The organism is Paenibacillus sp. ISL-20 (assembly GCF_018613005.1).
In the GTDB taxonomy this organism is placed as follows: domain Bacteria; phylum Bacillota; class Bacilli; order Paenibacillales; family Paenibacillaceae; genus Paenibacillus_AQ.
Genome location: NZ_JAGGRD010000066.1, coordinates 222149 through 247054, shown reverse-complemented (window position 1 = coordinate 247054; position 24906 = coordinate 222149). Strand labels below are relative to the sequence as shown.

The 24906-nt window shown below is 49.6% G+C and carries 19 protein-coding genes and 1 pseudogene; 12 read left to right on the top strand and 8 right to left on the bottom strand.

The window, feature by feature from the left end:
- Positions 1 to 156: 156 nt before the first annotated feature.
- Positions 157 to 366 carry a hypothetical protein gene (locus J7E85_RS31140; RefSeq protein ID WP_215163877.1) on the bottom strand — a complete coding sequence of 70 codons (210 nt, stop codon included), beginning with the start codon at positions 364 to 366 and terminating at the stop codon, positions 157 to 159.
- A gap of 308 nt (positions 367 to 674) precedes the next feature.
- On the opposite strand from J7E85_RS31140, the gene J7E85_RS31135 reads away from it, so the two are divergent.
- The 6 genes from J7E85_RS31135 to J7E85_RS31110 all read left to right on the top strand — a co-directional run bounded on the left by J7E85_RS31135 (position 675) and on the right by J7E85_RS31110 (position 8556).
- Positions 675 to 2906 carry a helix-turn-helix domain-containing protein gene (locus J7E85_RS31135; RefSeq protein ID WP_215163876.1) on the top strand — a complete coding sequence of 744 codons (2232 nt, stop codon included), beginning with the start codon at positions 675 to 677 and terminating at the stop codon, positions 2904 to 2906.
- 356 nt (positions 2907 to 3262) lie between these two features.
- Positions 3263 to 4630: an ABC transporter substrate-binding protein gene (locus tag J7E85_RS31130; protein WP_215163875.1), complete on the top strand. Its 1368-nt coding sequence runs from the start codon at positions 3263 to 3265 to the stop codon at positions 4628 to 4630.
- A gap of 79 nt (positions 4631 to 4709) precedes the next feature.
- Positions 4710 to 5687 (top strand): carbohydrate ABC transporter permease, encoded by a 978-nt coding sequence (locus tag J7E85_RS31125; protein ID WP_215163874.1) that lies wholly within the window; start codon positions 4710 to 4712, stop codon positions 5685 to 5687.
- A complete protein-coding gene (locus J7E85_RS31120; RefSeq protein ID WP_213645922.1) occupies positions 5684 to 6523 on the top strand; it encodes a carbohydrate ABC transporter permease in 840 nt (279 codons plus the stop codon). The genes J7E85_RS31125 and J7E85_RS31120 overlap by 4 nt, the downstream gene beginning before the upstream one ends.
- Positions 6524 to 6548: 25 nt before the next feature.
- Positions 6549 to 7553, top strand: a complete 1005-nt coding sequence (locus J7E85_RS31115) for a Gfo/Idh/MocA family protein (protein ID WP_215163873.1) — start codon at positions 6549 to 6551, stop codon at positions 7551 to 7553.
- A 43-nt stretch (positions 7554 to 7596) separates the two neighbouring features.
- Complete coding sequence (locus J7E85_RS31110) at positions 7597 to 8556, top strand: aldose 1-epimerase (protein ID WP_215163872.1); 960 nt, start codon at positions 7597 to 7599, stop codon at positions 8554 to 8556.
- A 146-nt stretch (positions 8557 to 8702) separates the two neighbouring features.
- On the opposite strand, the gene J7E85_RS31105 is transcribed toward J7E85_RS31110, so the two are convergent.
- Genes J7E85_RS31105 through J7E85_RS31095 form a run of 3 tightly spaced genes read right to left on the bottom strand, consistent with a single transcriptional unit; the run spans position 8703 to position 12195 of the window.
- Positions 8703 to 10322, bottom strand: coding sequence for an extracellular solute-binding protein (locus J7E85_RS31105; protein ID WP_215163871.1), 1620 nt, complete (start codon positions 10320 to 10322; stop codon positions 8703 to 8705).
- A gap of 33 nt (positions 10323 to 10355) precedes the next feature.
- Positions 10356 to 11237, bottom strand: coding sequence for a carbohydrate ABC transporter permease (locus J7E85_RS31100; RefSeq protein ID WP_215163870.1), 882 nt, complete (start codon positions 11235 to 11237; stop codon positions 10356 to 10358).
- A 16-nt stretch (positions 11238 to 11253) separates the two neighbouring features.
- On the bottom strand, positions 11254 to 12195 hold the full coding sequence (locus J7E85_RS31095) for an ABC transporter permease (RefSeq protein WP_215163890.1): 942 nt from the start codon (positions 12193 to 12195) through the stop codon (positions 11254 to 11256).
- 311 nt (positions 12196 to 12506) lie between these two features.
- Between J7E85_RS31095 and J7E85_RS31090 the strand changes: the two genes are divergently transcribed.
- Positions 12507 to 14771, top strand: a complete 2265-nt coding sequence (locus J7E85_RS31090; RefSeq protein WP_215163869.1) for a helix-turn-helix domain-containing protein — start codon at positions 12507 to 12509, stop codon at positions 14769 to 14771.
- A 76-nt stretch (positions 14772 to 14847) separates the two neighbouring features.
- Here J7E85_RS31090 and J7E85_RS31085 read toward each other — a convergent pair whose 3' ends face one another.
- The 3 genes from J7E85_RS31085 to J7E85_RS31075 are packed head-to-tail and all read right to left on the bottom strand — an operon-like array spanning position 14848 to position 18066.
- Positions 14848 to 15819 carry a 2,3-diaminopropionate biosynthesis protein SbnB gene (locus J7E85_RS31085; RefSeq protein WP_215163868.1) on the bottom strand — a complete coding sequence of 324 codons (972 nt, stop codon included), beginning with the start codon at positions 15817 to 15819 and terminating at the stop codon, positions 14848 to 14850.
- A gap of 3 nt (positions 15820 to 15822) precedes the next feature.
- Positions 15823 to 16809 (bottom strand): 2,3-diaminopropionate biosynthesis protein SbnA, encoded by a 987-nt coding sequence (gene sbnA / locus J7E85_RS31080; RefSeq protein ID WP_215163867.1) that lies wholly within the window; start codon positions 16807 to 16809, stop codon positions 15823 to 15825.
- Between the two features lie 9 nt (positions 16810 to 16818).
- Positions 16819 to 18066, bottom strand: a complete 1248-nt coding sequence (locus tag J7E85_RS31075) for a phenylacetate--CoA ligase family protein (RefSeq protein WP_353049590.1) — start codon at positions 18064 to 18066, stop codon at positions 16819 to 16821.
- A 165-nt stretch (positions 18067 to 18231) separates the two neighbouring features.
- On the opposite strand from J7E85_RS31075, the gene J7E85_RS31070 reads away from it, so the two are divergent.
- Positions 18232 to 19017: a YheC/YheD family protein gene (locus J7E85_RS31070; protein WP_215163866.1), complete on the top strand. Its 786-nt coding sequence runs from the start codon at positions 18232 to 18234 to the stop codon at positions 19015 to 19017.
- Between the two features lie 153 nt (positions 19018 to 19170).
- Here the strand turns inward: J7E85_RS31070 and J7E85_RS31065 are convergent, their stop codons facing one another.
- Entirely contained in the window at positions 19171 to 20364 is a 1194-nt protein-coding gene (locus tag J7E85_RS31065) for an acyltransferase family protein (protein WP_215163865.1), read from the bottom strand.
- Positions 20365 to 20546: 182 nt separating this feature from the next.
- Here J7E85_RS31065 and J7E85_RS31060 point away from each other — a divergent pair, with 182 nt between their 5' ends.
- The 4 genes and pseudogenes from J7E85_RS31060 to J7E85_RS31045 all read left to right on the top strand — a co-directional run bounded on the left by J7E85_RS31060 (position 20547) and on the right by J7E85_RS31045 (position 24852).
- Positions 20547 to 21479, top strand: coding sequence for an AraC family transcriptional regulator (locus tag J7E85_RS31060; RefSeq protein WP_215163864.1), 933 nt, complete (start codon positions 20547 to 20549; stop codon positions 21477 to 21479).
- 201 nt (positions 21480 to 21680) lie between these two features.
- Complete coding sequence (locus J7E85_RS31055; RefSeq protein ID WP_215163863.1) at positions 21681 to 22988, top strand: ABC transporter substrate-binding protein; 1308 nt, start codon at positions 21681 to 21683, stop codon at positions 22986 to 22988.
- A gap of 85 nt (positions 22989 to 23073) precedes the next feature.
- Positions 23074 to 24026, top strand: a pseudogene (locus tag J7E85_RS31050) (carbohydrate ABC transporter permease).
- 1 nt (position 24027) lies between these two features.
- Positions 24028 to 24852: a carbohydrate ABC transporter permease gene (locus J7E85_RS31045; RefSeq protein WP_215163862.1), complete on the top strand. Its 825-nt coding sequence runs from the start codon at positions 24028 to 24030 to the stop codon at positions 24850 to 24852.
- Positions 24853 to 24906 lie beyond the last annotated feature (54 nt).

Below are 24906 nucleotides of genomic sequence, written 5' to 3'. Positions count from 1 at the left end.
TGTAAAATGGACGCTACACAGCAAAAAAAGCCGCGACAGCCATGCCGGGCTTCTGTAAGCGGCAGCGGTATCCGAGCTACATGCTGCCTTGAAATTACCTTCATATGTATTGTGATACTCTACTTATCAGAACAAGTACCCGCTTTCTCATCGCCTTTAATCAATGATTCCAAAATGCCTCATCGTGGCTATGGTTATCAATATACACCAACGTATGAACAAGATGGCCCACATGATCAGAAAGCCTTGAATCAACCGCTCAACCATCCATTCAATCTTCTTGTTCGAAGTATATCTCCGCCTCTGCTTAAAAAGCCATACCGCGAAGACCTTGGGAATATCTCTGAATGTCGTCTTCGGCTCCATCTGCTGCGTCTTCCTCCATTTCTTTCAATTTGTATGTAGGATATACAACGCAAGTGTTCCGGCAAGTCATTGAACACATTTCTTGAATTTTATCATGTTCATTGGTAAAATTCACCATCTTACATGTTTCTTTGTCACATTTCCGACAATATTGTGGTCAAATCGACATGATGTCTGATAAACTAACATAAAGAATTGCTATTTGTCACAAACACTTCACAAGAATAACAGCCGAAGATCTATTCATGACTATTCGAGGCCATAACGTGTGAATATCATTTATGTTTGCCTAGGAAAGAGGAACCAACATGAATCGTAACTGGTTTACGCGGATGCTCATGCTGTATATCCCTGTCTTTCTGGTCGTCCCCGCCTTTTTATTTTTTGTCTTTTCCCAATCATTGAGCGAGAGCAACCGAAAGGATGCCGAGCGCTCCAATGCTTTCGTAACCCAACAAGCGATGCTGATGATTGATACGTCGTTGTCTTCGCTGGATCAGAAAATTTCGCTCGAGATGCTGCGTAATCGAAAGGTCATATCCTTTTTCTCCAGAAGCACGGAAAAGGATCTGCCCCTTCAGGTGGACGTGATGAATCTTTTGCGCGATTTAAAAATGACCAACCCCCTGATTCATTCCATCTATATGGTTCAAGCGGATCATAATCAAGTCCTCAATGAAAGCACCAGCTATCCCTTGGATCAATATGCTGACAACGTCTTCATTAGCACCAAGCTGGAAACACCCAACAGCCATTGGTCGGATATCAGATCATACAAGGAGCTGCCCTCCGACAAAGGGGTGCCGGTCGTTTCATTGACGCGCAGCGTTTCCATCTTCTCGAAGCATCATGGGCTAATCGTCGTTAATGTAAGCGCTGATGCCTTGCAGGGAATGCTTCTTCAAATGCACGATCCGTCATCCCGCATACTAAGCCTGTATGATTCCCAAGGGAACAGCTTATTTGATATGGCAAAATCGAAGACTTCCGTAAGCAAGCCTGTAACCAACAACGGCGCCCTTCAGTCAGAAGCGAATTCCGAGTATACGGGCTGGCGCATCGTTAGCAGTGTTCAAGGGGCGGATACCTTCAATTTCATCATTAGCTTATCAAATATATGGTTTATTGCCGGTTTGCTTCTATGTGCCGTTTCGGTTGCCTGGATCGTCTACGTGACGCTGCAAAATTACAGACCCATTCAGCGCCTGGTCAACCAGTTGCAGCAGCTATCCTCCAAGGAGGACGTCCCGGAGGAAATCCATAAAAACGAATTCACGTTCATCAATTCCAAATTGCAAAATATGATTGATCAGAATAAAAGGTTCCAGTTTCAGTTCGAGGAGGACTTGAAGGCTCAGCAAAATTTTTTCATGTACGAGCTGCTGGAAGGGACGCGCTCTTTCGATCTGAAGGAATGGGAGAAGGAAGCAGCCAAGCACGGCCTGCCTGTGCTGTTTGGCAAGCCATTGGTTTTTGTCCTGGAAATTGATCATCGTTCAGAGTGGAGCGCCAACTACGGTCAGAAGCAGCATGGCTCCCAGCAAAAAGCCATTGAAACGATCATCCTGGAAGCGGCGTCGGATCACGCCTGCGAGGTAAAGCATCTGTGGGTGTCCTTGCACCAGCTTGCTTGCATTTTGGTTATATCGCCACAAGCGGAGAAACAGGGATTCGAGGCACTCTCCTTCACCGAAGAATGCCAGCGCCGATTTGCCGATGCCTTATCGTTCACCGTATCCGTCGGCATCGGGGAGCCGGTTGAGCATCCGGATAATCTGCATGATTCCTATCACGAGGCATTGGATGCGCTGCAAACGAAGCCCGTAAACCGAAGTGCCATGATCATTCCTTATTCGTCCGATGCCTTGTCGAAGGATCACAGCTTTCATTATTTTCAACAGGTCGACCGGATCGTTGACGCCTTCCAACTGCAAGAAGTCAAGTGGAAGACACAGATGCAGACGCTCTTTCAGAATATGCTGGAAGAAGGCATATCCCGACGGGGCGCAAGCAGCGTACTGCATTACCTGACGTACCATTTGAACAAGACGGCTTCCAGTATGAATGACGAATACTACCTGCTCTGGAAAACGGAAACGATGCCGGCACTCGACCGGGTTCAGAAAGAAATCGACCTGCCGGAAGATTGGACGCAGATGGTGCTCCAGCTTCTGGAGCAATTTGCCCAACGGCTGGATAAGCAGCGGAATCTGCGAAGCCAGGGAAACCTCGTACAAGAGGTTAAGGCTTATATTGAAAAGCATTATACGAAAGCGGAACTATCCCTTGACTACTTGCAAGACAAATTCGGGATCAGCGGCAAATATCTGAGCAGATTATTCAAGGAAGAGTATGGCTTGAAATTTGTGGACTTTTTGATCGATTTGCGAATTCAGGAAGCGAAACGACTCCTTACGGAAAGCGCATTGTCTGTACAAGAAATTACGGAACGGGTCGGTTACAGCAGCCCGATATCATTTGCCAGGACTTTCAAAAAAATTACCGGCGTACCCCCAATGGATTATCGTAAAGGCAAATAAAACGGCGCAGACCCCGATATCAAACGAAGGCCGAGGAGGACATAAAAGTCTCCCTCGGCCTTCTCCCGTCTATGCCTTGGTTGCTCCTACCCGCGCAGTGATGCCCTTCACCGCAAAGTAGAAAATAGTTTCTCGTAGAGAAAAGTTTTTTGTGATTAATATTACATACAATTTCCAGTGTTATTTAAATTGCCATCGCGGTAACGTTTACACTAACACCGTATTCACCTTTCAGTTTGTTTTGCGAAAAGTGTTTGTTGTCCTGACTTGGCAGCAGGTGTTTTTATTAAGGGCATAGGAACGGCGCCTCACCGCGCTTTCCACAATACTAAAAAGCCAGAAGGGGATGAACTAGCATGGTAGACAAGAACAGAAAGAAAAAGGGATGGACGGCTCTTATCGCTGCAGCCCTTACGTTATCAACCGTATTAAGCGCATGCTCGGGTGGTAAAGACCCGGCATCGGCAAGCAACGACCCGTCCGAAGGTGATCAAATTACGATCTCGTTCGAGACGTCGGTGTATGCGGAAGAACCTCATAAGAAGGCAATCGATGCGCTCATTGCCAAATACAATGAATCCCACCCTAACGTCACCATCAAAGTTCACGGCACAGACTACGAGAATTACTGGGATAAACTGACCACGGAGATTCTGGCAGGTACGCAGGGGGACATCGTTCAGGTATACCCTGAGAATATTGCCACCTATAATGCGCTGCAGAGCGGCGGTACCTTTGTTAATCTCGACGAAAAGATTCAAGCGAGCGGACTTGAGGACAAGCTTGTCGGACAGGAACTGAGCAAGGTCGACGGCTCCTATTATGCGCTGTCCAATTACGCATGGGGATCAACCGGCATTTTCTACAGCAAATCGATGTTCGAAGCGGCTGGAATTGATCCTGCCTCCATTCAAACGATGGACGACTTCAAAGAAGCCGCCATTCAACTTGGCGGTGTTAAAGACGGGCAATACGGGTTCTCCAGCGTCATCGGCACGCATCCCTTTATCGCCTCGGAATGGTACAGGCTGCTCGCTCGTCCGGTATCAGGAGGAATTTACTTCCCGGACGGCGAGGCAGGCCCTTACGAAGCCGACCGGATTAATGTCAACTCCGCACCGAACGTTTGGGCAGCGGAGTGGTGGCAGGATCTAATCAAGAACCCGCAGGCCACGCCTCCAGGAACCCGCGACAAGAAGGTCAGCCGCGAGATGTTCTGGAATGGGCAAGCCGGCATGATGATGGATGGCCCCTGGTTTATCGGCATGACCAAAGAACGCGATGAAGCTTTAATGGACGACCTGGGGCTCATTCCGCAGCCTTCCGTCGTATACGAAGGCCAAACCTATAAACCGAACCCGCACAATTACCCGATCGTATCGATGATTTCCAAAGACAGCAAGCATCCTGATGAAGCTTGGGAGTTCCTTGAATGGATGACATCCCAAGAGGCGCAGCAGATTATCGCCGGCTCCGGCATGATTCCGAGCAGCAAGGAATATGCCGAATCCGAAGAATACAAATCGGAGAATCCGCTGGCTGCCCAATTCTTCGATTTCCAGGAGAATGTATACGCACCGGCCGTTATGGACCCGCCCATTCCCGAACTCGGCTCCCTCTCCCAAATCCTGATCAATGCCGCGCAGGAAATGTTTGTTGGCATGAAAGACGCCAAGACAGCGCTGGACAGTGCAGCTGAGCAAATGAAGGACACGATGCATTAAAAAACATTCGGATGATCAAACGATTGAAGTCGCCTGGCTTCATGGCCGGGCGGCACTTACATCATAAGGAGGTAGGGGAATGAATCCAACGCGAACGGATGTGACAAGCAGACAAACTCCCTTGCCATTGAAAAGACCATCGAGGGCAAAGCGTTTATGGCTAGAGGAAAAACGACATTTCAAAAAAAATATAGCCGCATATTTATTTATTGCACCGCTGGCCATTACCGTTGCTCTTGTGCTCCTCTATCCGATTCTGAAATCGGCGCTGATGAGCGTGCAGTACTGGAAGGTTGCCAAACCGATTGCCGAAGGCAATCCCTTTGTAGGCTTGGACAACTATACAGCCGCGATCCAGTCGGGGAACTTCCTGAAATCGTTAGGCATTACCTTTCTATATATTATCGTGACGGTGGCTCTGCGTTTCCTGCTGGGAATCGGTACGGCCGTCCTGTTGAATATTCCCTTCAAGGGCCGAGGGCTTGTAAGAGCACTGGTGATCATCCCATGGGCCGTACCTGAAGTCGTTGCATGTCTCGTATTTATTCTGATGTATGACTATCAATTCGGCGTTATCAATGATCTGCTGCTGAAGCTCAACCTGTTGGCCAATCCGGTCGCTTTCCTCGGCGAAGCCGACACCGCGCTCTGGGCAGCCATGTTCGTCAATGTATGGAAGGGCTTCCCGTTCGCAGCCATCATGCTCCTGGCCGGTTTGCAAAGCATATCCAAAAGCTTGTACGAAGCAGCGGAAATCGACGGTGCCTCGAAATGGCGCCAGTTTCTGAGCATCACCTTCCCGATGCTGAAGCCCGTATCCGTCATCGTGTTCCTGCTGCTTATCATCTGGACCATTAAGGATTTCGGCATCGTATACGTCCTCACCGGGGGCGGACCGAGCCGGGTAACCGAAATACTGACCATCTTCATCTACAGGGCAGGCTTCAAATCGTTTGACTTCGGTCTGGCCTCCGCTGCAGGGATGATCCTGCTGGCGATCTCCATTGTGTTCACCGTCATGTACATGAAAGCGACGAAGGCTGGTGAAATGTCATGAGCAAAGGCCCAAACAAGATTCTAGTATATGTATGCGCTGTTTTTATTTCGTTGTTTGCCGTGTCTCCTTTTCTATGGATGATCTTGACTTCGTTGAAGCCTCAGGCCGAAATCTACAGCACGCCGCTGACGTACCTGCCACATGAACTTAATTGGAATGGTTACAAGGGAATGCTGAATCCCAATGCGGATGACAGCGCCAACTTTATGAAATGGTTCGGTAATACAGCGCTAGTCTCGCTGCTAACAACGGTGTTCTCCCTTGTCATCTCCGCTTTTGGCGGCTATGCGATGTCCCGGTTCGGCTTCCGGGGACGGATGTCGCTCGGATATATCATCTTGTTGACGCAGATGCTCCCCGGCTCACTGCTCATTATTCCGCTGTACCTTATCATGAAGGATTACAATCTGCTGAATTCCCATCTGGGTCTCGTAATCGCATATACCACGTTTGCAGTACCGTTCTGTACATGGATGCTAAAAGGCTACTTTGACAGCGTATCCCAGTCCATCGACGAAGCTGCGAGCGTAGACGGGGCCAACCGGTGGACAACCTTTATCCGGATCCTGCTCCCGCTCACACTTCCCGGGCTCGTGGTAACCGGCGTCTTCTCCTTCTTAACCAGCTGGAACGAGTTTATGTTTGCACAGACGTTCATCAGCGATTACGACAAATGGACGCTGTCGGTCGGCATCGCCAGCTTTCAAGGACAGTATGTCGTCAACTGGGATTACCTCATGGCGGGCTCCGTCATAACCACACTTCCGATCGTGATTGCGTTCTGGCTGCTGCAGAAACATCTGGTCAGCGGAATGACAGCCGGAGCAGTTAAATAATTTAACCATTCGAGGAGGGTTCACAATGATAAAAATCGGAATCGTAGGCATGGGGATTCGCGGGAATATGTTCGCCGATACCCTTAGCCAAAATCCCTATGCGGAGTTGGCCGCGGTCAGCGATGCTTATGAAACAACACGAAACGCCAGCATGGATAAATACGGGGTTCCCGGTTATCTGCAGGTTGAAGATATGCTGGCAAGCGAGGCTTTGGACGCCATCGTTATTGCCACGCCGGATTTCCTGCATAAAGAGCCCGTTATGCTTGCAGCACGGCAAGGCATTCATATCATGGTTGAAAAACCCTTCTCCACCTCCGTCGAGGAAGCCGAGGACATGTACGCCGAGGTTGAGAAGGCGGGCATTAAGTGCCTCGTCGCATTCGAGAATCGCTGGAATTCTCCATTCGTTGCAGTTAAGGAAGCGGTCCAAAATGGTGACATAGGCAACATTCTGACCATCAACACCCGCTTAAATGACACCATCTACGTGCCCACCAAAATGCTGAAATGGGCCGGGGAATCAACGCCCGGCTGGTTCCTTTTCCCTCATGCCACGGATATTGCCTTATGGCTGAAAAGCGGGGTTCTGCCGGTGAGCGTTTACGCAGTAGGCACGAAGAAGAAATTAGTCGCGATGGGGATCGACACCTACGATTCCATGCAAACGATCGTGTCCTTCGATGATGGCACGCACGCTACATTTACGACCAGCTGGGTGCTGCCCGAATCGATGCCGCTTATCTACGACTTCAAGGTCGAGATCATCGGCGAGGACGGGGCATTGTATGTCGATTTATCCGATCAAATGGTCCGTAAGAGCGGCAGCGTCTACAGTCATGTCCATACGCTCGGTACACCGATCAACGGCCAATATACTGCAGCACCCAATTATATGCTCCATTCCTTCGTCGATCATATCCGCCTGGATACGATGCCGGAATCCGGCGCAGCTGCCGGTTTGTTGAATACCAAGCTGGTGCATGCCATCCATCGCTCCGTCTTAAGCGGACAAGTAGAGCAGGTGTGACATGGAGACATGCCCAGCAGTTGAACGATGTACATTTCTTGACATGCCTGCAGTTAGGGCCGAGAATGATCGCTTATCCATGACGGTGGTACCGGGCTGGGGGAGCAGCGTCATCTCGCTGCGGTGGAAACCATCAGACACGGAATTGCTGCGTATGCCGCCTTCCATGACGGAATATGAGCGGACACCCTTGTTATATGGCATTCCTGTTTTATTTCCGCCCAACCGGATCGAAAACGGGAGTTTTACTTTTAAAGGCCGGCCCTATCAATTCCGGATCAACGAGCCGCAGCATCATAATCATGCGCACGGGCTTGTTCATGACCAGGCATGGGAAGTCGGACGCTGCTGGACAAAAGGGAATCGGGCCGTGATCGAAACCGTGTTCTCTTCAAGAGGCCGTCCAACGATCCTGTCGCAATTTCCCCACGAGTTCACCATCCTTCTGCGTATGAGCATTGATGGGGCCTCGTTCAGGCAGACCGCGGAAATTCGCAATAAAAGCACAAGCTCTTTTCCATGGGGACTGGGATATCATACCACCTTCCGCTTTCCCTTCGGGAATGAATACGGTCAAGAACGCTGCACGCTGCAGGCCCCTGTCGGGAAACGATGGGTCCTTAATGACCGCGTGCTGCCGACCGGCGAGCTCGCCCATGATTTCCGCAGCAGAGGCTTACGGGAAGGCATCTCCGTCAGTCAGTTTCCGCTCGATGATCTGTTCCTTGCCATGCCGGAAGACCGTAATGAAACCGTATTAACCGATTCGGCGGCAGGCCTCCGGGTTACATACCGTGCGGATGACGCATTCAAGCAATGGGTGCTGCACAATGGCGATGGAGCGAGCGGTTATCTATGCCCCGAGCCTTACACATGTGCTACCAATGCCTTCAACCTGGAACTGGATCCGGAAATCACCGGCATGCAGGTGCTGGAGCCCGGCAGAACCGCCTTGCTGTTCTGTACCATCCATGTAGAAGAACTCTGTTCCTCATCCGATTAAACCATAACAGAAGCGGTCCGTAAGCAAGGATGTTTCCTTGAACGGGCCGCTTCATCATGTAACCTGTTTCACCAATTATTTGGATTAGCAAAAGACGCGATACGGAACCCCCCGCACCGCGTCTTTTAAAGTGTCATATGTTCCGTTTACTCCGCCTGGTAGCGCTCATATGCAGCCTGGTAAACTTCCATGTATCGGTCCAGTCCCATCTTGTTGAGTGTATTGACATACTCTTCCCATTGGCTGAATGGAGCAGAGCCGTTAACAAACTTAGCTTCCATTTCCTTAACGTAATCCTCAATATCTTTACCGATCGAGGACATGACGTCCGTCTCTTCCAATGTAAAGTTAAAGTTGTAAAGAATCTCTTTTACAGCATACGGCTTTGCTTTTTCGGCAGCGGCCATTGCGTTAGGGCGTGTCTCCGAGGCTTTGAACCATTGCTCCCGCACAAAGCCCGGATAGCTGCCCCCGAGCCAAGTGAAATTCTTGGCCAACGCCTGATCCTGCGTTAATCCGTTTGGATTCTCCGTAATCTCTTTCACATATTCGAGCTGACCGTCAGCGTTTTTCGTATAAGTCTCGCCTTCTTTCCCCATGAAATAGAACTGGGCTCCCTCATCCCCGTAGAAATAATCCATCCAGCGGATTGTTGCTTCCGGATTCGGGTTCTTATCGGTAATCGCAAATGCACCCACGTGAACCATCGGCACTTTGACGTGAGAATAGAGCTGATCTCCGTGCGGTCCCTTAAGCGCCCCGAGCCCGATGTATTCTTTGCGTCCCATCACCATCTCCGGATTCGGCACAATCGTGGAACCGAGCAGGCCCTCCTGCCCCTTCGCATTCAATGCTCCGCCTTCAATCGTGAAGATTTCTTTATCGAGCAGTCCTTCCTGATGCAGCTTGTTCACGAACTGCAGCATTTCCTTGTACTCCGGCAAAGCCTTTGTGAAGCGCAGTTTCCCTGTGTCCGGATCTATGTCCACCAATTTATGGCCAAGTCCACTTGTACCAAGTCCCCAAGAGCCTTTCAAGTGATCGATGATCCCGGTAATGCCTGTTGAAGCGAATGGAATCTCGTCATGCTGTCCGTTACCGTTCAGATCGGTTTCCTTGACCGCCTTCAAATACGCATAGAATTCTTCGGTTGTCTGCGGCTCTTTCATCCCGAGCTGATCCAGCCATTCCTGATTAATCCATATCGGTGTACCAATCAACATGGAGAGCAGCTCAGGATCGTAGAAAGAAGGCAGGGAATAAATATTGCCGTCCGGCATCGTCAGTCCTTTTCGAATATCCGGGTACTGTTCCATCATTTTTTTAAAATTCGGTGCATATTGATCGATCAGATCGTTCAGCGGTATAAATACCCCCTGCCCCCCATAGCGGGTCAATTCTGCGGAGCTGACCCTTGCGGAGTAGAATACATCCGGATAATCTCCTCCGGCAAGCGCCAGGTTCCGCTTCTCGGTCAGTGTATCGAATGGAATGAGATTCCATGTCACATTCACATTCGACATCTCTTGATAGGTTTTCCATACGAGGGTTTCCTCGAATTTGCTTCCGTTCGATGGCGACTTGCCCGTGAAGAATGTCAGGTTGAGGGACTCGTTCACAATCGGCATCCCGGTTTCGTTAACATTAGCCTGAGGCGTTTCCCCCTTATCTGTTGCACCTTCCCCGCTTTTACTACCACAGCCTGACAGCAATCCGGCTGCCAGCACGGCTGTCAATGTAAGTGAAGCCCATTTTCTCATCACCATAAATTTCATTTCCTCCTCATGAAATATCCGTAATCAACCTTTAATTGCACCAATCATAACACCCTTCACAAAATACTTTTGCAGGAACGGATACAACAGCAGCATCGGCAGATTCGTCACAATGACAGCCGCATATTTGATCGCTTCCGCATCCATTAGACTTCGTGCCAGTGAATCATCACTGATATCCACCATCTCCTGCATTTGTCCCTGAACCAGAATTTCACGCAGGAACAGCTGCATCGGATAATTCGCACGGTCCGACAAATAGATCAGCGCACTAAAATACGAGTTCCAGTGGCCCACTGCGTAGAACAGCACCATCACGGCCAGTATCGGACCGGATAACGGCAGGACAATGCGCCAAAGCACCCGCATGTTGGAAGCTCCGTCAATAAACGCCGCCTCCTGCATCTCCTTCGGAATGGAGCTTTGAAAGAAGGTCCGCATGATGATGATGTTCCACACCGATACGGCCGAAGGGATAATAATGGCCCAAATCGTATCCAGCATCCCCAGTTCCTTCACCAGCAAGTAATTGGGGATCATCCCCCCGCTGAAGAACATGGTGAATACAATAATCGCCGTAAAAATGCCGCGACCGTTGAAATCGGCTCTGGAAAGCGGATAAGCAGCTGCGATCGTCATCAAAACATTCAAGGCCGTACCCGTCGTGGTATAGAGCAGCGTGTTCAGGAATCCCCGCATGAGATCCGAATTGGCAAATAATCGTTCGTAACCGACAAACGACAATTCCTTCGGCCATAACCATACTTCCCCCCGCATCACCGTTTCCGGAGCGCTGATGGAAGCAATCAGAACAAAAAATAAAGGATACAGTACAAGGAGCGTAATAAAAGATAGTATAATGTAAATAAATACTCCGACTATTCGTTCACTGCGGCTTTGCGGCATATGCCATCATTCCTCCTTACCATAGGCTGTTCTCGCTGACTTTTCGGGCAATCCGGTTCACGGTAATCAGCATGATAAAGTTAACGATGGAGTTAAACAGGCCGACCGCAGCCGAAAAGCTGTACTGGGCACCCAGTATACCGCTCCGGTATACGTTCGTGGCGATGACGTCGGACGCTTCCATATTGAGTGAATTTTGCATCAGGAAGATCTTCTCGAAACCGACGCCAAGAACGGAACCGATGTTCAGAATGAGCAGAATTGTCATCGTGGGCGCGATCCCCGGCAGATTAATATGCCAGATTCGCCGGAGCCAGCCCGCACCATCCACCTTGGCCGCCTCATGCAGCTGCGGATCGATCCCGGCGAGCGCCGCCAAATAGATAATGGAGCTCCAGCCCATGCCCTGCCACACGCCAGACCACACATAAATGCTCTTGAACCAGGAGGGCTCTGTCATGAATGCGATCGGCTCTCCGCCGAAGGAGGTGATAATCGAATTGACTAGGCCGCTTACCGGCGACAGGAACATCATGATCATGCCAACGACGACGACCGTGGACAAGAAATGAGGTGCATAAGTTACCGTTTGTACGAATCGGCGAAACCGGCCCGATCTGGCTTCATTGATCATCAAGGCCAGAATAATCGGAATCGGAAATCCGACCGCCAGCTCATATAATCCGATACCCATCGTATTTTTAATAATGCGCCAAAAATAAAAGCTGTCAAAAAAGCGTTCAAAATGCTTGAAGCCCACCCATGGGCTATCCACGATCCCTTTGTTAGCCATAAAATCCTTGAATGCAATCTGGACGCCATACATGGGTACATAATGAAATACAATGAAGTATAGCAGAACCGGTGTGAATAAAGCGTATAGCTGCCAGTTTCTGCGCATCTGCATCATGGATCTCCGCCAGACACTTTTCTTTCGAATTTTTGAATGCGCTTCCATATTGCTTAGCTGACGTTGCAAAATCGGCAATCCCCTCTCTTTCGTCTATGCGTCTTCGTGTGTCCCAAGGTCCACGTCTGCATCATAAACGACCCGAACGCATAAGGGGTATTGACCATTTTAATGATGTCTCGCCTTTCATTGGATGGATGGGCAGAAGCGCCATTTTCCTAAAGCATTGCGTAAAATCTAAAATATTGACTATCCATTTTTTACGAACGATTAACACGAATCGGGCACAATCCTTAACACTTGTCCTATATAATGTTGTGAAACCTTGGACGTCAGAAAAATACAAAGGGGGGAAGACTGTGAATTGGATCAGACATAAAAGCCGCAGTGTATTCTTTAAGATTTTTCTGAGCTTTATAGCCATCATCGTGTTATTCGGATTGTTCTATATGGTCATCTTCCAGCTTTTTAAGAGCAGCCTGCAAAAAGAAATCATCGACACCAGCCAGCAGGCGGTTCACGATACGGCAGAACGGTTCACCAATCAATTCAGCAGGCTTCAGGTGCTGATGTTCGATATCTACAATCAGCCCGATTTAATCGGCTTCAATAATCAGCTTCGCCGCCAGGCCGGAAACGAAGTGAATTATTTGAAAGCCCGTGAAGTGATGATGCAGATGCGGAGCGATATCTATAATCCGCTATTCTTTCTGGAGGACACCCTGATTTATCTTCGAGAGTTTGATTTTGTACTGAGTAAATCCGGAAGCGGCGATGCTTCCTATATGTTCAATCGTTCCTATACAAGCCCAATGTATCCTTATTCGTTCTGGAGCAGCTACGAGGGCCATCAGGAATCCTTCAACCTCCTCCCTGTGTCAACCTATCGAATCAACAACGATTTGTCCGAGAAAAAACTGATGCCCTTTGTCTACAAACAGCCGGATAGTCCTTATGAGGTCATTGCCCTCATCGATATCGACAAGGCCGCCCAGTCCTTCTTCGGCGAGTCGGACGATCGTGCACTCGCCATTCTGAATGCTGATGGCCAAGTGCTGTACACTCTAGGCTCCATGGACCAGGATCAGCTTCCGCCGTTTGAAGCTGGACAGAAAGCGGTGCTGAAGGATGGAACCTACTATTTTGCCGAAGCCGGATCCGACGGACTGACTTATGTTTCGGCCGTACCATACAGCCATGTCTCTTCCCAACTGAGCCGGTTAACCGGCGGTTTGCTGCTCATCTTCTGCCTGTCGCTTGGCGTGGCTCTCGCCGCTTCCTATTTCCTCAGCCGCAGATTGCACAAGCCGGTGAAGCAGATTCTAACCACCGTTCTGAACAGAGCCAACAGTTCATCCATGCCGGAACCCGGAAGCATCACGGAATACGATCTGATCCAGAACCGTATCCAGGAGCTGTTCAAGGAAAAGGAAGAAATACGGGAACGCATGAACAAGCATAAATCGGTTCTAACCAGTTACTCTTATATCAGTCAGCTGAAGAGCATCAATACCGATATTAGCGAGTGGGAGGATTTCCTGTCGGATGACGGAAGTTTCATCGTGGTTCTGTATCACATCCGTTTCCGGATGAATCCGGTCTATGAGCTTCCCCTCCAGACCGATCAGGCTGTCCGCCATATACTGGAGCATATTCATCTGATCACGGCTGAGCGCTATCCGGGATCCCATACGTTCCAGATCGAAAAGAACGAGATTGTATCTATCTTTAAACGGGAGGAAGCCGCCCGCCTGGAGGAACTTCTGCTGGAAATCAAGGACATGTTGAACGAGGAAAAGGAATTGTTCCTGGTCACCATCGCCGTCAGTTCCCAGGTGAGCCATTCGTCCGAATTCAATCAAGCCTACCATCAAGTCAAAGGACTGACCGCGCAGGCACAACTCTTGGAGGAATCACAGATGGTGACCAAGCAGCGGGTGCTTCCAACCACTGTCAACCTGAGCCCGTCACAGGAAAAAGGACTGCTTGACGCGCTGCAATCCGGCAGCGACGGCCGCTCCTTGCAAATCATCGATCAGGCGCTCGAAGCTATGCAGCGTAAGGAGGCGGGCATCGCGCAATTTCGTTTCTTCGCCGATTCGGTCGCTTCCAAGATTCTAAGTTATATGGAGATGGCCCAGATTGACAAAACTTCTGTCCAATCCTTAAAACAGTGGAGCGCAAGGCTGGCAGAATGCCATTGTTTATCTGATTACCAGGGGGTATTCCGTCAGCTCGTCGAAGCCTCCTGCGCCCTCATTCGCAAGAAAAAGGATACCGGGGAAGAGCCGCTCATCGCCATGTTCATGAACATTATCCATAACCAGTATGCCGATGATCTGTCTCTCGACTATCTGTCAGCCAAGCTGAACCTGTCGAGCGCCTACCTCTCCGTCTATATCAAGGAGAAAACCGGTCTTAACTTCAGTGATCATCTGCTTGGCATCCGCATGAACAAAGCGAAGGAACTGCTGGCGTGCACAGACTTGACCGTTAATGAGATCAGCCAGCGTGTCGGCTATCTCAATATTACCTCCTTCAACCGGACGTTCAAGAAGGCCACGGGCATGACGCCGGGCGCTTACCGCCGGCAGCATGTGGTGCAGACCCATGCGAGCGGTTAAAGGCCTATCTTAACAACAGGGCCCTTCGTTCCGCTGTACAGCGGGTCGAAGGGCCCTGTATTTCTAATATGGATCGCTATCCTTTATCCAACCCGATGCCTTTCCCAAGCCGCTTTGCTTCGCGATAATAGTAACTGGCTATGCCAATATCGAATACCGCTAACCCCATAGGGTTGAAGAATACCGTTTCATGATCGTCGTAAGCCGCCAGGCCGTCACGACATAGAATATCTGAAAGCGTCAGGACGTCGGATTCCTGCAATCCCGTCATCAGATGCAGTTGTTCCACATCCGTGTTCTCACGGCAAACCTCCATCCATTCATCGACAACAATGGCCTTGACCCCGGCTACGCTGTCTGTTGTATAATCCCGCAGCGACACATTGAGAAGCAGCATCCCCTTCGATGGCTTCTCATTGATATATCGCTCTTCCGAGACGGTGCATGTGGCAAGAACATCGGCGTTTCGGTAGACAGGCTGCCAAGTATCCGCAATATCTGTGATGTTCCGAACCTCCTCAGGAACGGTTGCCGGATCGATGCCTTTGAGATCGTATAGATGCACACGTTCCAAGCGATCCCCCAGCAGCGCCCTGCACATCGCGAGGTGCATCTGCCCGACTGGCCCCCAGCCAATGATACCAATCCGTACGCTCTCGAGCCGCCTGGCTTCAATGAAGGCTTTCAGCATTAACCCGCTTACCGCGGCTGTCCTCAAACCGTTCAGCAATCCACTATATATGACAGCCACAGGCTCACCGGTCAACGGATGATTAAGGATTATCGTGTTATGCGCTCTCGGCAGGCCATGCAGGCTATTGCCCGGGAAGCTTGCGATCCACTTGATGCCGGACATATTTATATTTCCTCCGACAAAAGCTGGCATGGCAATGATTCGGTTCTCGGGGGCGCGAAAGCGTAAATACGGCTTTAGCGGATGAACGCAGTCCCCGTTCTCTTTGATCCTGATAATTTCATCTATCCTTTGAATCAGCGTTGACCAATCCATCCCGATTTCACGTATGTGTCCGTCATGTAAATAAATCATGATCTATCCTCCAAACGAGAAAGTAACCGGGGCCACACCAAACTCCTGCTGTACCCATATATCGTTATACACCGTGTCCAGATACCTTTCACCGCGATCAGGTAAAATCACCGCACATACCGCTCCTTCAGGGATGTTGCCCGACATCCGCTGGACTGCTGAGATGACCCCGCCAGATGAAGCGCCGGCGAGAATCGACTCGTACCGAACCAGATCCCGGCAGCCCCGTATGCAATCTAGGTCCGACACATACTCTACGCGGTCCGCTATATCCTCGTGGTATAAAGACGGCGTTATGCCGGCACCCAGTCCAGGCAATTTCCGCGGACCTTTCTCTCCTCCAAAAATAACGCTTCCCTTTGCATCCACAGCCACAACTTGGGTAGACCACTGCCGATCCGCAATATACTCTCTGCATCCCCGGATCGTGCCGCATGAGCTAGCCCCGCAAAACAAATAATCAATCTCGCCCAACCGCTCAGCAATTTCCTGCATGGTGGTTTCTTTATGGGCTAAATAGTTGTCCGGGTTACCGTATTGATTGGTCCAGTAAGCATTAGGCAAACGGTGAACCAGTTCATTAACCCTTCTTATTCTTGCAGGCAGAAATTCACCGGTTTCCTTGTCGGGCTCCGTGACCAGTTCAAGCTCCCCCCCAAAGCTGCGAATGATGCGGCGATGCTGATCCGTTGTGCGCGGGTCAATGACACAGATGAAACGCAGCCCCAAGTAGTTGCAGAGTTGTGCCAGGCTGATGCCCAGATTGCCTGAGCTGGATTCAATGACGACCGTGCTCGGCGTGATCTCGCCGCGGCGCATGGCCTCCCGAAGCATATGAAGCGCCGGTCGATCCTTGGTGCTTCCTCCGGGATTCATCCACTCCAGTTTTCCGTATACATCAAACGAACGGTTGTTAAACAATCGACTAAGGCGGATTAATGGGGTGACACCGATCACGCCTGCAATCCCGTCTTGAAGTTCCAAGGTCATTCTCCTTATTTACTCGTACCATATTTTTTTATGTTTAACCGATGTTTTACCTGCTCCGGGCTCACCATCTCCGCGAATCACCTGGATTTCGCCAAGGATCCCGGACTGTATCATCGTTCCAATCTCGGGAATCTGCTGCTCGATATCATGCTTGATCCTCTGTAATATCGCTTGCTCTGCCGTGGAATGGAAAATATAAACGATCAAGGCGTTATGAGCCACCTTCACCTGAACGCTGCCCGCATGCAAATGGCGCAAGACGACGTTTTCAATGTCATAGATGCTGATCTTCTCTCCATGCTTCAGATCAGGTCCGATTCGCTTAACGATGCTGCTAAAGCTTTGACGGAGTCTTCCATCCACCATCATTGGGCGCAAATCGCGCACTACGTCGTAGGTGACATAGCGAATGGCGGGAAACGCTTCCCGATAACCCGATGTCAGGACGAGCACGGATTCCTCCGGATTGGCAAGCGGTTCGAGATCAGCGTCCAGTTGCTCCGGGCGTACTCCCTCGGCAAGCAGTCCGTCCGTCAGAAGATATCGCCCGTGTTCATGGGAGTAATAAGCAATCGTGCCAATCTCGATGGAACCGTACGTATCCGTAACATGGTCTGCACCGATTCCGAGCCGTTTGGCGGTAAGCTGAATCCAGGCGGGGGAAGCCATTTCGCCGACCAATATGACGTGCCGGATGCCATATGCGGTCGCGTCAATCGAAGCGTTCAGGATGCGATCCAGTATCGACGGCATCGTATATAGCACCTCCGGCTTGCACAGTGCGAGCCGCTCAAGATGCTGCTCAATCGGCGCCTGAAAGGGGATCGATTCGGCGTTCATACCTAAGCGGCGGAACACCTCGATCGACGTTGCCTCCGCGTGCCCGGTACCCATATCCGCAATAGCCGATCGATATTGGCCGGATCCAAGAATCTGCCGGTACACCTGGAGCTTAAACCGAATATAATCCTCCTCATCGGCTTCAGAGTAATAGATCGCTTTCCGCCGACCCGAACTCGTGCCGGAAGTACGATAATAATGAACATCGCTTCGAGCTGCCAACGGATTGTCGTCCGTATAGTATTGCTCCTCCAGCACGGTGTGCGTCATCAGCGGTAGTTGCTCCAGTTCTAACCTCGGCTCCTGAGCCATCTCATCGAGCGCTCTTCCGATGCTCCCCCGTACCCAGCCCTCATACCATGGCATATAACGACGCGAGCGGACCAAGGCTTGCTGCAGAATGTTGAAATCCCGCACTTCGCTTCCCCCTTCGACAGATTGGAGTCCACTACCCCTGGCTATAGTCTATGTCGCTTCCTTCATTTCGTTCGATTCCCCCTATAGAAAAAAAGCTGCACGGTTACACTTTGACCGCCAGCTTCGTACAATAACACCATATCTTCCTGAAATGAGGCACATCTTATGAAAACCTCCCGATTCACGGTGAAGAGCAAGTGGACCAAAACAAAACTTCTGCAAAGCCAACAAGAGTTGGCGAAGCTCGTTCCACCCACTCAGCTGTTTTCACGGAGACATCTGTTTGACATGCTGGAGCGCTACGGCATGGTATATGTGAAACCCGATGCTGGTTCACAAGGTAAAGGGGTCATGCGCGTGGAGAAGAAGGGGTCGGCATATCAGTATCAAAACGGCATAAGAACATTGACTTGTCGTTCTTATCGAGAACTGTGCCGATCATTGAGTAAACAAATAGACAGCAAGCGCTATCTGATCCAGAGAGGAATACATTTGCTGACATATGATCATCGCCCTTTCGACCTTCGTGTCATGATTCAAAGAAACCCGAAGGGGGAATGGGAGGCTACCGGAACGGTTGGACGTGTCGCCCATCCGAGAAAAGCGGTTACCAACGGCAGCCAAGGCGGTACGATTTATGCCGCAGACCGACTTATTCGCGCAAGTGCGGATGAGGCGAAGACAGACGAACTCCTTCAAGAGATCGACCGTATTGCCTTGGCAGTGGCTGCTCACATGAGCCATACTTATCCTGCATTGAATGAATTGGGACTCGACCTCGCAGTAGATCGCGACCTTACGCTCTGGATACTGGAAGTGAACACGCTCCCTGATCCATGCCCATTCACCAAACTTAAAGAGAAGGACACCATTGAAAGAATCGTGTCCTATGGAAAAGCATACGGGCGCTACTATCCCTTGAACTGTAAAAAATCGAAGCAGGGTATGTAAGACATATTCATTTCATGTAAGGAGGAATAGCAAAAAAACCTTCGGTCACCGCACCTGCCGAGCCTGGGATCAGGTAAATGCCCAAACTCTATCGGCTGCGGACCAGAAGGTTTTTTCTCATGCATAAATGGGCTTATTTGATATCCTTAGTCTTTAGTCTCCCTTTACCGATTGCTCATGAGGGACATGAGCATTGAACACCCTCCTCTTCCGGCTGGTAAGCCATTTCTTGCTCCAGCGCGACAGCAAAGATAAGACGTTAACGTCCACCAGCCGGTAGAATACATGGGCAGCGCCAAAGATCACCGGAACCGTGATTAGACTCGTCATGCTTACATTCCAGCCATAGGAGAGAAATGTGCTGAACAGAAGAAATAGATGGCATCCCAGTGTACAGATGATCGTGAAGTGCACTAGATAAAGCGAGAACGATATCTTTCCCAGATAGGCAAAAAACTTATGATGAAACAATGCTTGCAGCCATCTCGAATTCAGCAGAGCTATCAGAATCAGAAACGATCCGATCACATGATAAAATGTAAAAAATTCGAACCTATCCGATTCCCACACGAGAATAGAATAGATTGTTCCCTCCGGATCCAAGTATGGATAAGAGCCAATATAAATGCCAACCGTGATCCATATGAAGCTCGTCCATGGTGCATTGAAGTAAGACACCCAATCCCGACCGCTATGCTTCAAGTCTGCGAGCAGCATCCCCAGCACAAATCCCAGGTAGTAAGAATCGTGGAAGACGTAGATCAGGAGAACATATGCAACATAACGGATCACCCGTCTCCCACACAGGACAAGAAACCCAAAAATCAGAAAAGACCCGAACAGCTCATAAGTCATAGTCCAGAGCACAGGATTATACTGCGATCCATACGTGAAAAAAGTATGAAACAAGCTTTCCTTCAGCATGGCCAGCAGATTGGCGTCAGCGGTGAACGGATCCGGCATCGATGATAATGTCATTCCGCGTATATTGTCGTAAGCTCCGAGATCCAACACGATGATCAGATAAGCAAGGATGACGGATACCAAGGCGGGTGCGGCCAAACGAAAATAGCGGCGAATGGCAGACGAATAAATGATGAGCCTGTCCCCGGTTTGAAAAAAACGATAGCTGAGCACATATCCGCTCAACACAAAAAATAGACAGACGGAAAAGTTGCCGTTAAACAGCAGATTGAACGGTGTTCGCGCGGCAATCCCCTCGAAAGCGAAATGCTCGATCTCCTTCCTCCCCTCAAAAACCGCCGGTGCAAACACCTGGAAAAAATGAGATACAACCACAATCAAGGCAGCTAAACCTCTCAAACCATCCAAATATACAATTTTCATAACAACCCCACGTTCCCCTAGAAATAGGATGTTTGCGAATGCGAAACATATTTCAAAGGGCAGGAAGAGGAATGCTGTACACGATTCGTTTTTCAGGGATAATCATCTTTAAGAAAATGGCTGACTCATAAACTGAAAGCGTTTTCTTAAATCAAAGAAAATCAATAGGGGAGGGTAAAACATTGAGTATTTATTGGAATCAGGTTGATATTGAAGAACTAACGGGATCAGGTGTCGTTTATTTTAACTCAAAGATGGAAATGTTGGAAGGTCTTCCGTGCAAAATGTATAAATTGACCTATCAACAGAGCTTATGGACGCATTGTCATGATTATTTCCAGATTTGGTATGTGGCGAAAGGAGCATTCCAACACACCGTTAATCAACAGGCGTACGAGATCTCCAAGGGCGATATTTTTGTTACACCTCCGTTTACCCTGCACAGCGTCAGCATTTCACCCGATGAGGACATCGAGATTTACGGATGCGAATTTATGCCAGTCTTCGTGAACGAGAGATTTCAGGAAATGCCAACAGATCATACTTTTTTCGATGTGGGGTTTCTGGAATACTTTCTGCGCCATGAAATGAACGCCCAGTCCAAAATAACGCTGGACAGCGTTACCGACGTAACGGTTCAAAATGTCTTAAAGGACATGCTGATTGAATACGAGAGACGAACCCCTTTTTTTCAAATCTCGCTCAAAGCGAAGCTGCTTGTCCTCCTCTCGATTCTGGTACGGCAGGTCAACGGTGAACTGCTTAGAGAAGGATTCGAGAAATCAGAGAAATACCGGGGAATCATGACAAGAGTCGTTGATCATATCCATAACCACTACCAGGAAGATATGAATCTGAATGATCTATGCACCCTATCAAATTTATCAAGGTCCACGTTCTGCATCCTCTTCAAAGAATGGACAGGCAAAACATTCAACCGGTATCTCACCGACCTGAGGATCCTGCAGGCCATGATGATGCTGAAGCAGCCGGAGTTAACCGTTACGGATGTATGCTACTCCACCGGTTTTAATGAACTCTCCTATTTTTGCAGAATCTTCAAAAAATACACGGGCATCTCCCCCACCGACTTTCGTAAACAAGCGATCAAATAGAACGTTCAATGCCATACGATAATCCTATTTTTGAACACGATAGTGAAATGAAATGATTTTTTTACATGCTACGATATCCATAATTCTTACAAATAACTGGATCAGGGCCGGTTGTTTAGTCAACTGTTTTGGGGAGGGAATTGATAGAACTTCGATTACGATTACACGATTGTACACGATTGCTCAAGGGGAGGAAGAGGAATGAAGAAGAAACATTTGATATGGAGTCTTATTCTATTATTCTCTATCGCAACAGGATGCTCTGGCGGTAATCCGCCGCAATCGGGCAGTGATGCTGGTGACAAGCCATCCGATAATCCGCCTGCCCAGGATGCCGTAACGCTTGACTTCTGGTACGGCTGGACCGGTCCGGAAGCGGAAGCGCTGGAACGATTGATTGCCAAGTGGAACTCGGCCAATCCCGACATTCAAGTAAAGGGTCTATCCCAAAGCGACTATCAGAAACAGCTTACCGCGATTACCGGGGGCAATCCTCCGGATATCGCATCCCAATTCGGACAAAATGTCGTGCCATGGGGGCTGCGCGGCGCCATGATGCCGCTCGATGATTATATAACGAAGGACGGCTTGGATCTTAAAGACTTCGTGCCGGCTGCCCTAAGCACTTCCCAGCATGAAGGCAGGACATATGCGATCCCGACGGCCATGCATGTATCCATGCTGTTCTACAACAAGGATATTTTGCAGGAAGCCGGTTATGACGGTCCACCGGAAACGATAAGCGAGCTTAAAGAATATATCAAAAAGCTGAGCATCGTTGAGGATGGCGGGCGCCTCCAGCGACTCGGATTGTGGCCCGGAATGGATGCGTATACGTTCAGCTATGCCTTTAACGGATCGTTTTATGATGAAGCGGCGCAGCAGGTGACGCCGGACCATCCCGGGATCCAATCAGCGATTAAGCTCTCGAAGGAGATCTGGGATCAATACGGTTCCGATAATCTGGATCGATTCTCTTCCGGGCTTGGCCAATACATGTCGGCACAGAATCCGTTCTTCTCGGGCAAGTATGCGATGACGATCGATGGAGAGTGGCTGCCCACCTTCATCAAACAATACTCGCCTGATCTGAATTATGGCATTGCCCCGATTCCTTATGATGAGAACAACCCGAAACTTCAAAACTCCGGAAATGTGACTACCAGTGTATTCTATATTCCAAAGGGCGTCAAAAACCCGGACGCTTCCTGGAAATTCATTAAATGGATGACCGAGCCGGAGCAAATGGCCGAATTTACGGCTGCTCTCGGGAATCTCCCAACAAGAAACTCTGCCTTCACCAATCCACAGTATGAGGATGTGCCCGGATTCAAGGAATTCCTCGACTATTCGGGAAGCGAAAACCTGAGGTCCTTCCCGGCTTCCTCCTACACGAACGAATACATGACGGAGTTCAGCGCGCAATATGATGCTATCCTCCGAGGTACCGTCAGCATGGAGGAAGGCTTGGACAAGGTAAAGGCAAAGATTCAGCCACTGGTGAAATGATGAGCTAAGCAGGCTCTGTCCAATGCAGCGATGCATTGGGCGGGGCTGCATACTAAATACTTGAAGCGGAAGGAGAATCGCGAAGATGAGAGTCTCCACAGCAGCGAATCAACGAAAGCCCATATCAGGCTGGTCCAGGAAGGAACGTCATTATGTATACCTTGGCCTGGCGTTCGCCTCTCCTTGGATCATCGGCTTTCTGGCTTTTACGGTCTACCCGTTCTTCGGTTCGCTCTACCTGAGTCTGACCGAATACGATTTATTCAGTCCCCCCAAGTGGGTGGGACTTCAGAATTACGAGCAAATCCTCGCGGATGACCGCTTCTACAAATCGCTCGGTAACACCTTTTTCATGGCGTTCATATCTGTGCCGATCACGCTGGCCGTCTCTCTGCTGATTGCCGTGATGCTCAATTTCAAGGTAAAGGGAATCAATTATTACCGCACCCTCTTCTACCTTCCATCCGTCATACCGATCGTTGCAAGCGCTCTATTGTGGACATGGATGCTGAATCCCGACTTCGGTTTGGTTAACATGGCACTTCGCACCCTAGGTTTAACAGACCCGGCGTGGCTGCTTGATCCCCGTTATACGAAACCATCTCTTATTCTGATGAGCCTGTGGGGCTCGGGTGCAGGCGCATTAATCTTTCTCGCAGCCCTCCAGGGCGTGCCGAGACAATATTATGAAGCGGCTCAAGTCGACGGAGCGAACTGGTGGTACCGGTTCTGGAAGATCACGGTTCCCGCCCTGTCCCCCATCATTCTTTTTCAGCTCATCATGGGGTTAATCGGAGCCTTTCAAATCTTTACGGAATCCTACATTTTGGCTGGCGGGAAGGTGGATGGAAGCGGCCTCTGGGCGGTCCGGAACAGTCCCTGCTGTTCTATGCGGTCAATCTGTATCAGGAAGCTTTTGTCTTTCTGAAGATGGGTTATGCCTCGGCGCTCGCCTGGATTCTGTTTATTATCGTATTACTGATTACGTTCATCCTATTAAAAACGTCAGGCCGCTGGGTCTATTACGGAGGTGAGTAACATGGCTGTCAAGTTGCGAGTTATCTTACCGCATTTGGTTCTTATTCTATTCGCTGTTATCTTCCTGTTCCCATTTGTATGGCTGGTGATGACCTCGTTGAAGACGCCGGAAGAAATACTCATGTTTCCGCCGAGTATCCTGCCTGAAACGTTCCAATGGTCGAATTATAAAGAAGCCCTTCAAGCCATTCCTTTTACACGCTATATGTTGAACACGTTTCTGATTTGTATGGTGAATATCATCGGTCAGCTATTCTCTGCACCGCTGGTAGCCTACTCGATTTCCCGCATTCCTTGGAGGGGCCGAAACATTATCTTTACCATCGTGGTGGCGACCATGATTCTGCCGGCTCAAGTGCAGATGATCCCGCAGTACATCATCTTCACCAAGCTCGGCTGGGTGAATACGATCATGCCGCTGACCATCGGCGCATTCTTCGGAGCACCGTTCTTCATCTTTTTGCTTCGGCAGTTCCTGCTTGGCGTACCGACCGAGTTGTCCGAGGCTGCGAAGATCGACGGTGCTTCAGAGCTGCGGGTTTATGTCCAGATCATCATGCCGATCCTGAAACCGGCTCTGGCCACCGTCGCTTTATTTTCTTTTGTGTGGTCTTACGTGGATTTCATGGGACCGCTCATTTATCTGAACGATTCGGTCAAATGGACCATCACCGTCGGCCTGCAAAGCTTTCAGCAGGATCACGGGGCGCAGTGGGAGAAACTGATGGCGGCTTCCACCATCATGGCGATTCCCATGATCCTGATCTATTTCTTCGGACAGAAGTATTTCATGAAATCGGGATCGGCACTAACCGGGTTCAAATAAGCTGGACCTTTGGAATGGATGCCTTCTCTTTCTCAGCATGGACCGGGCGTATGC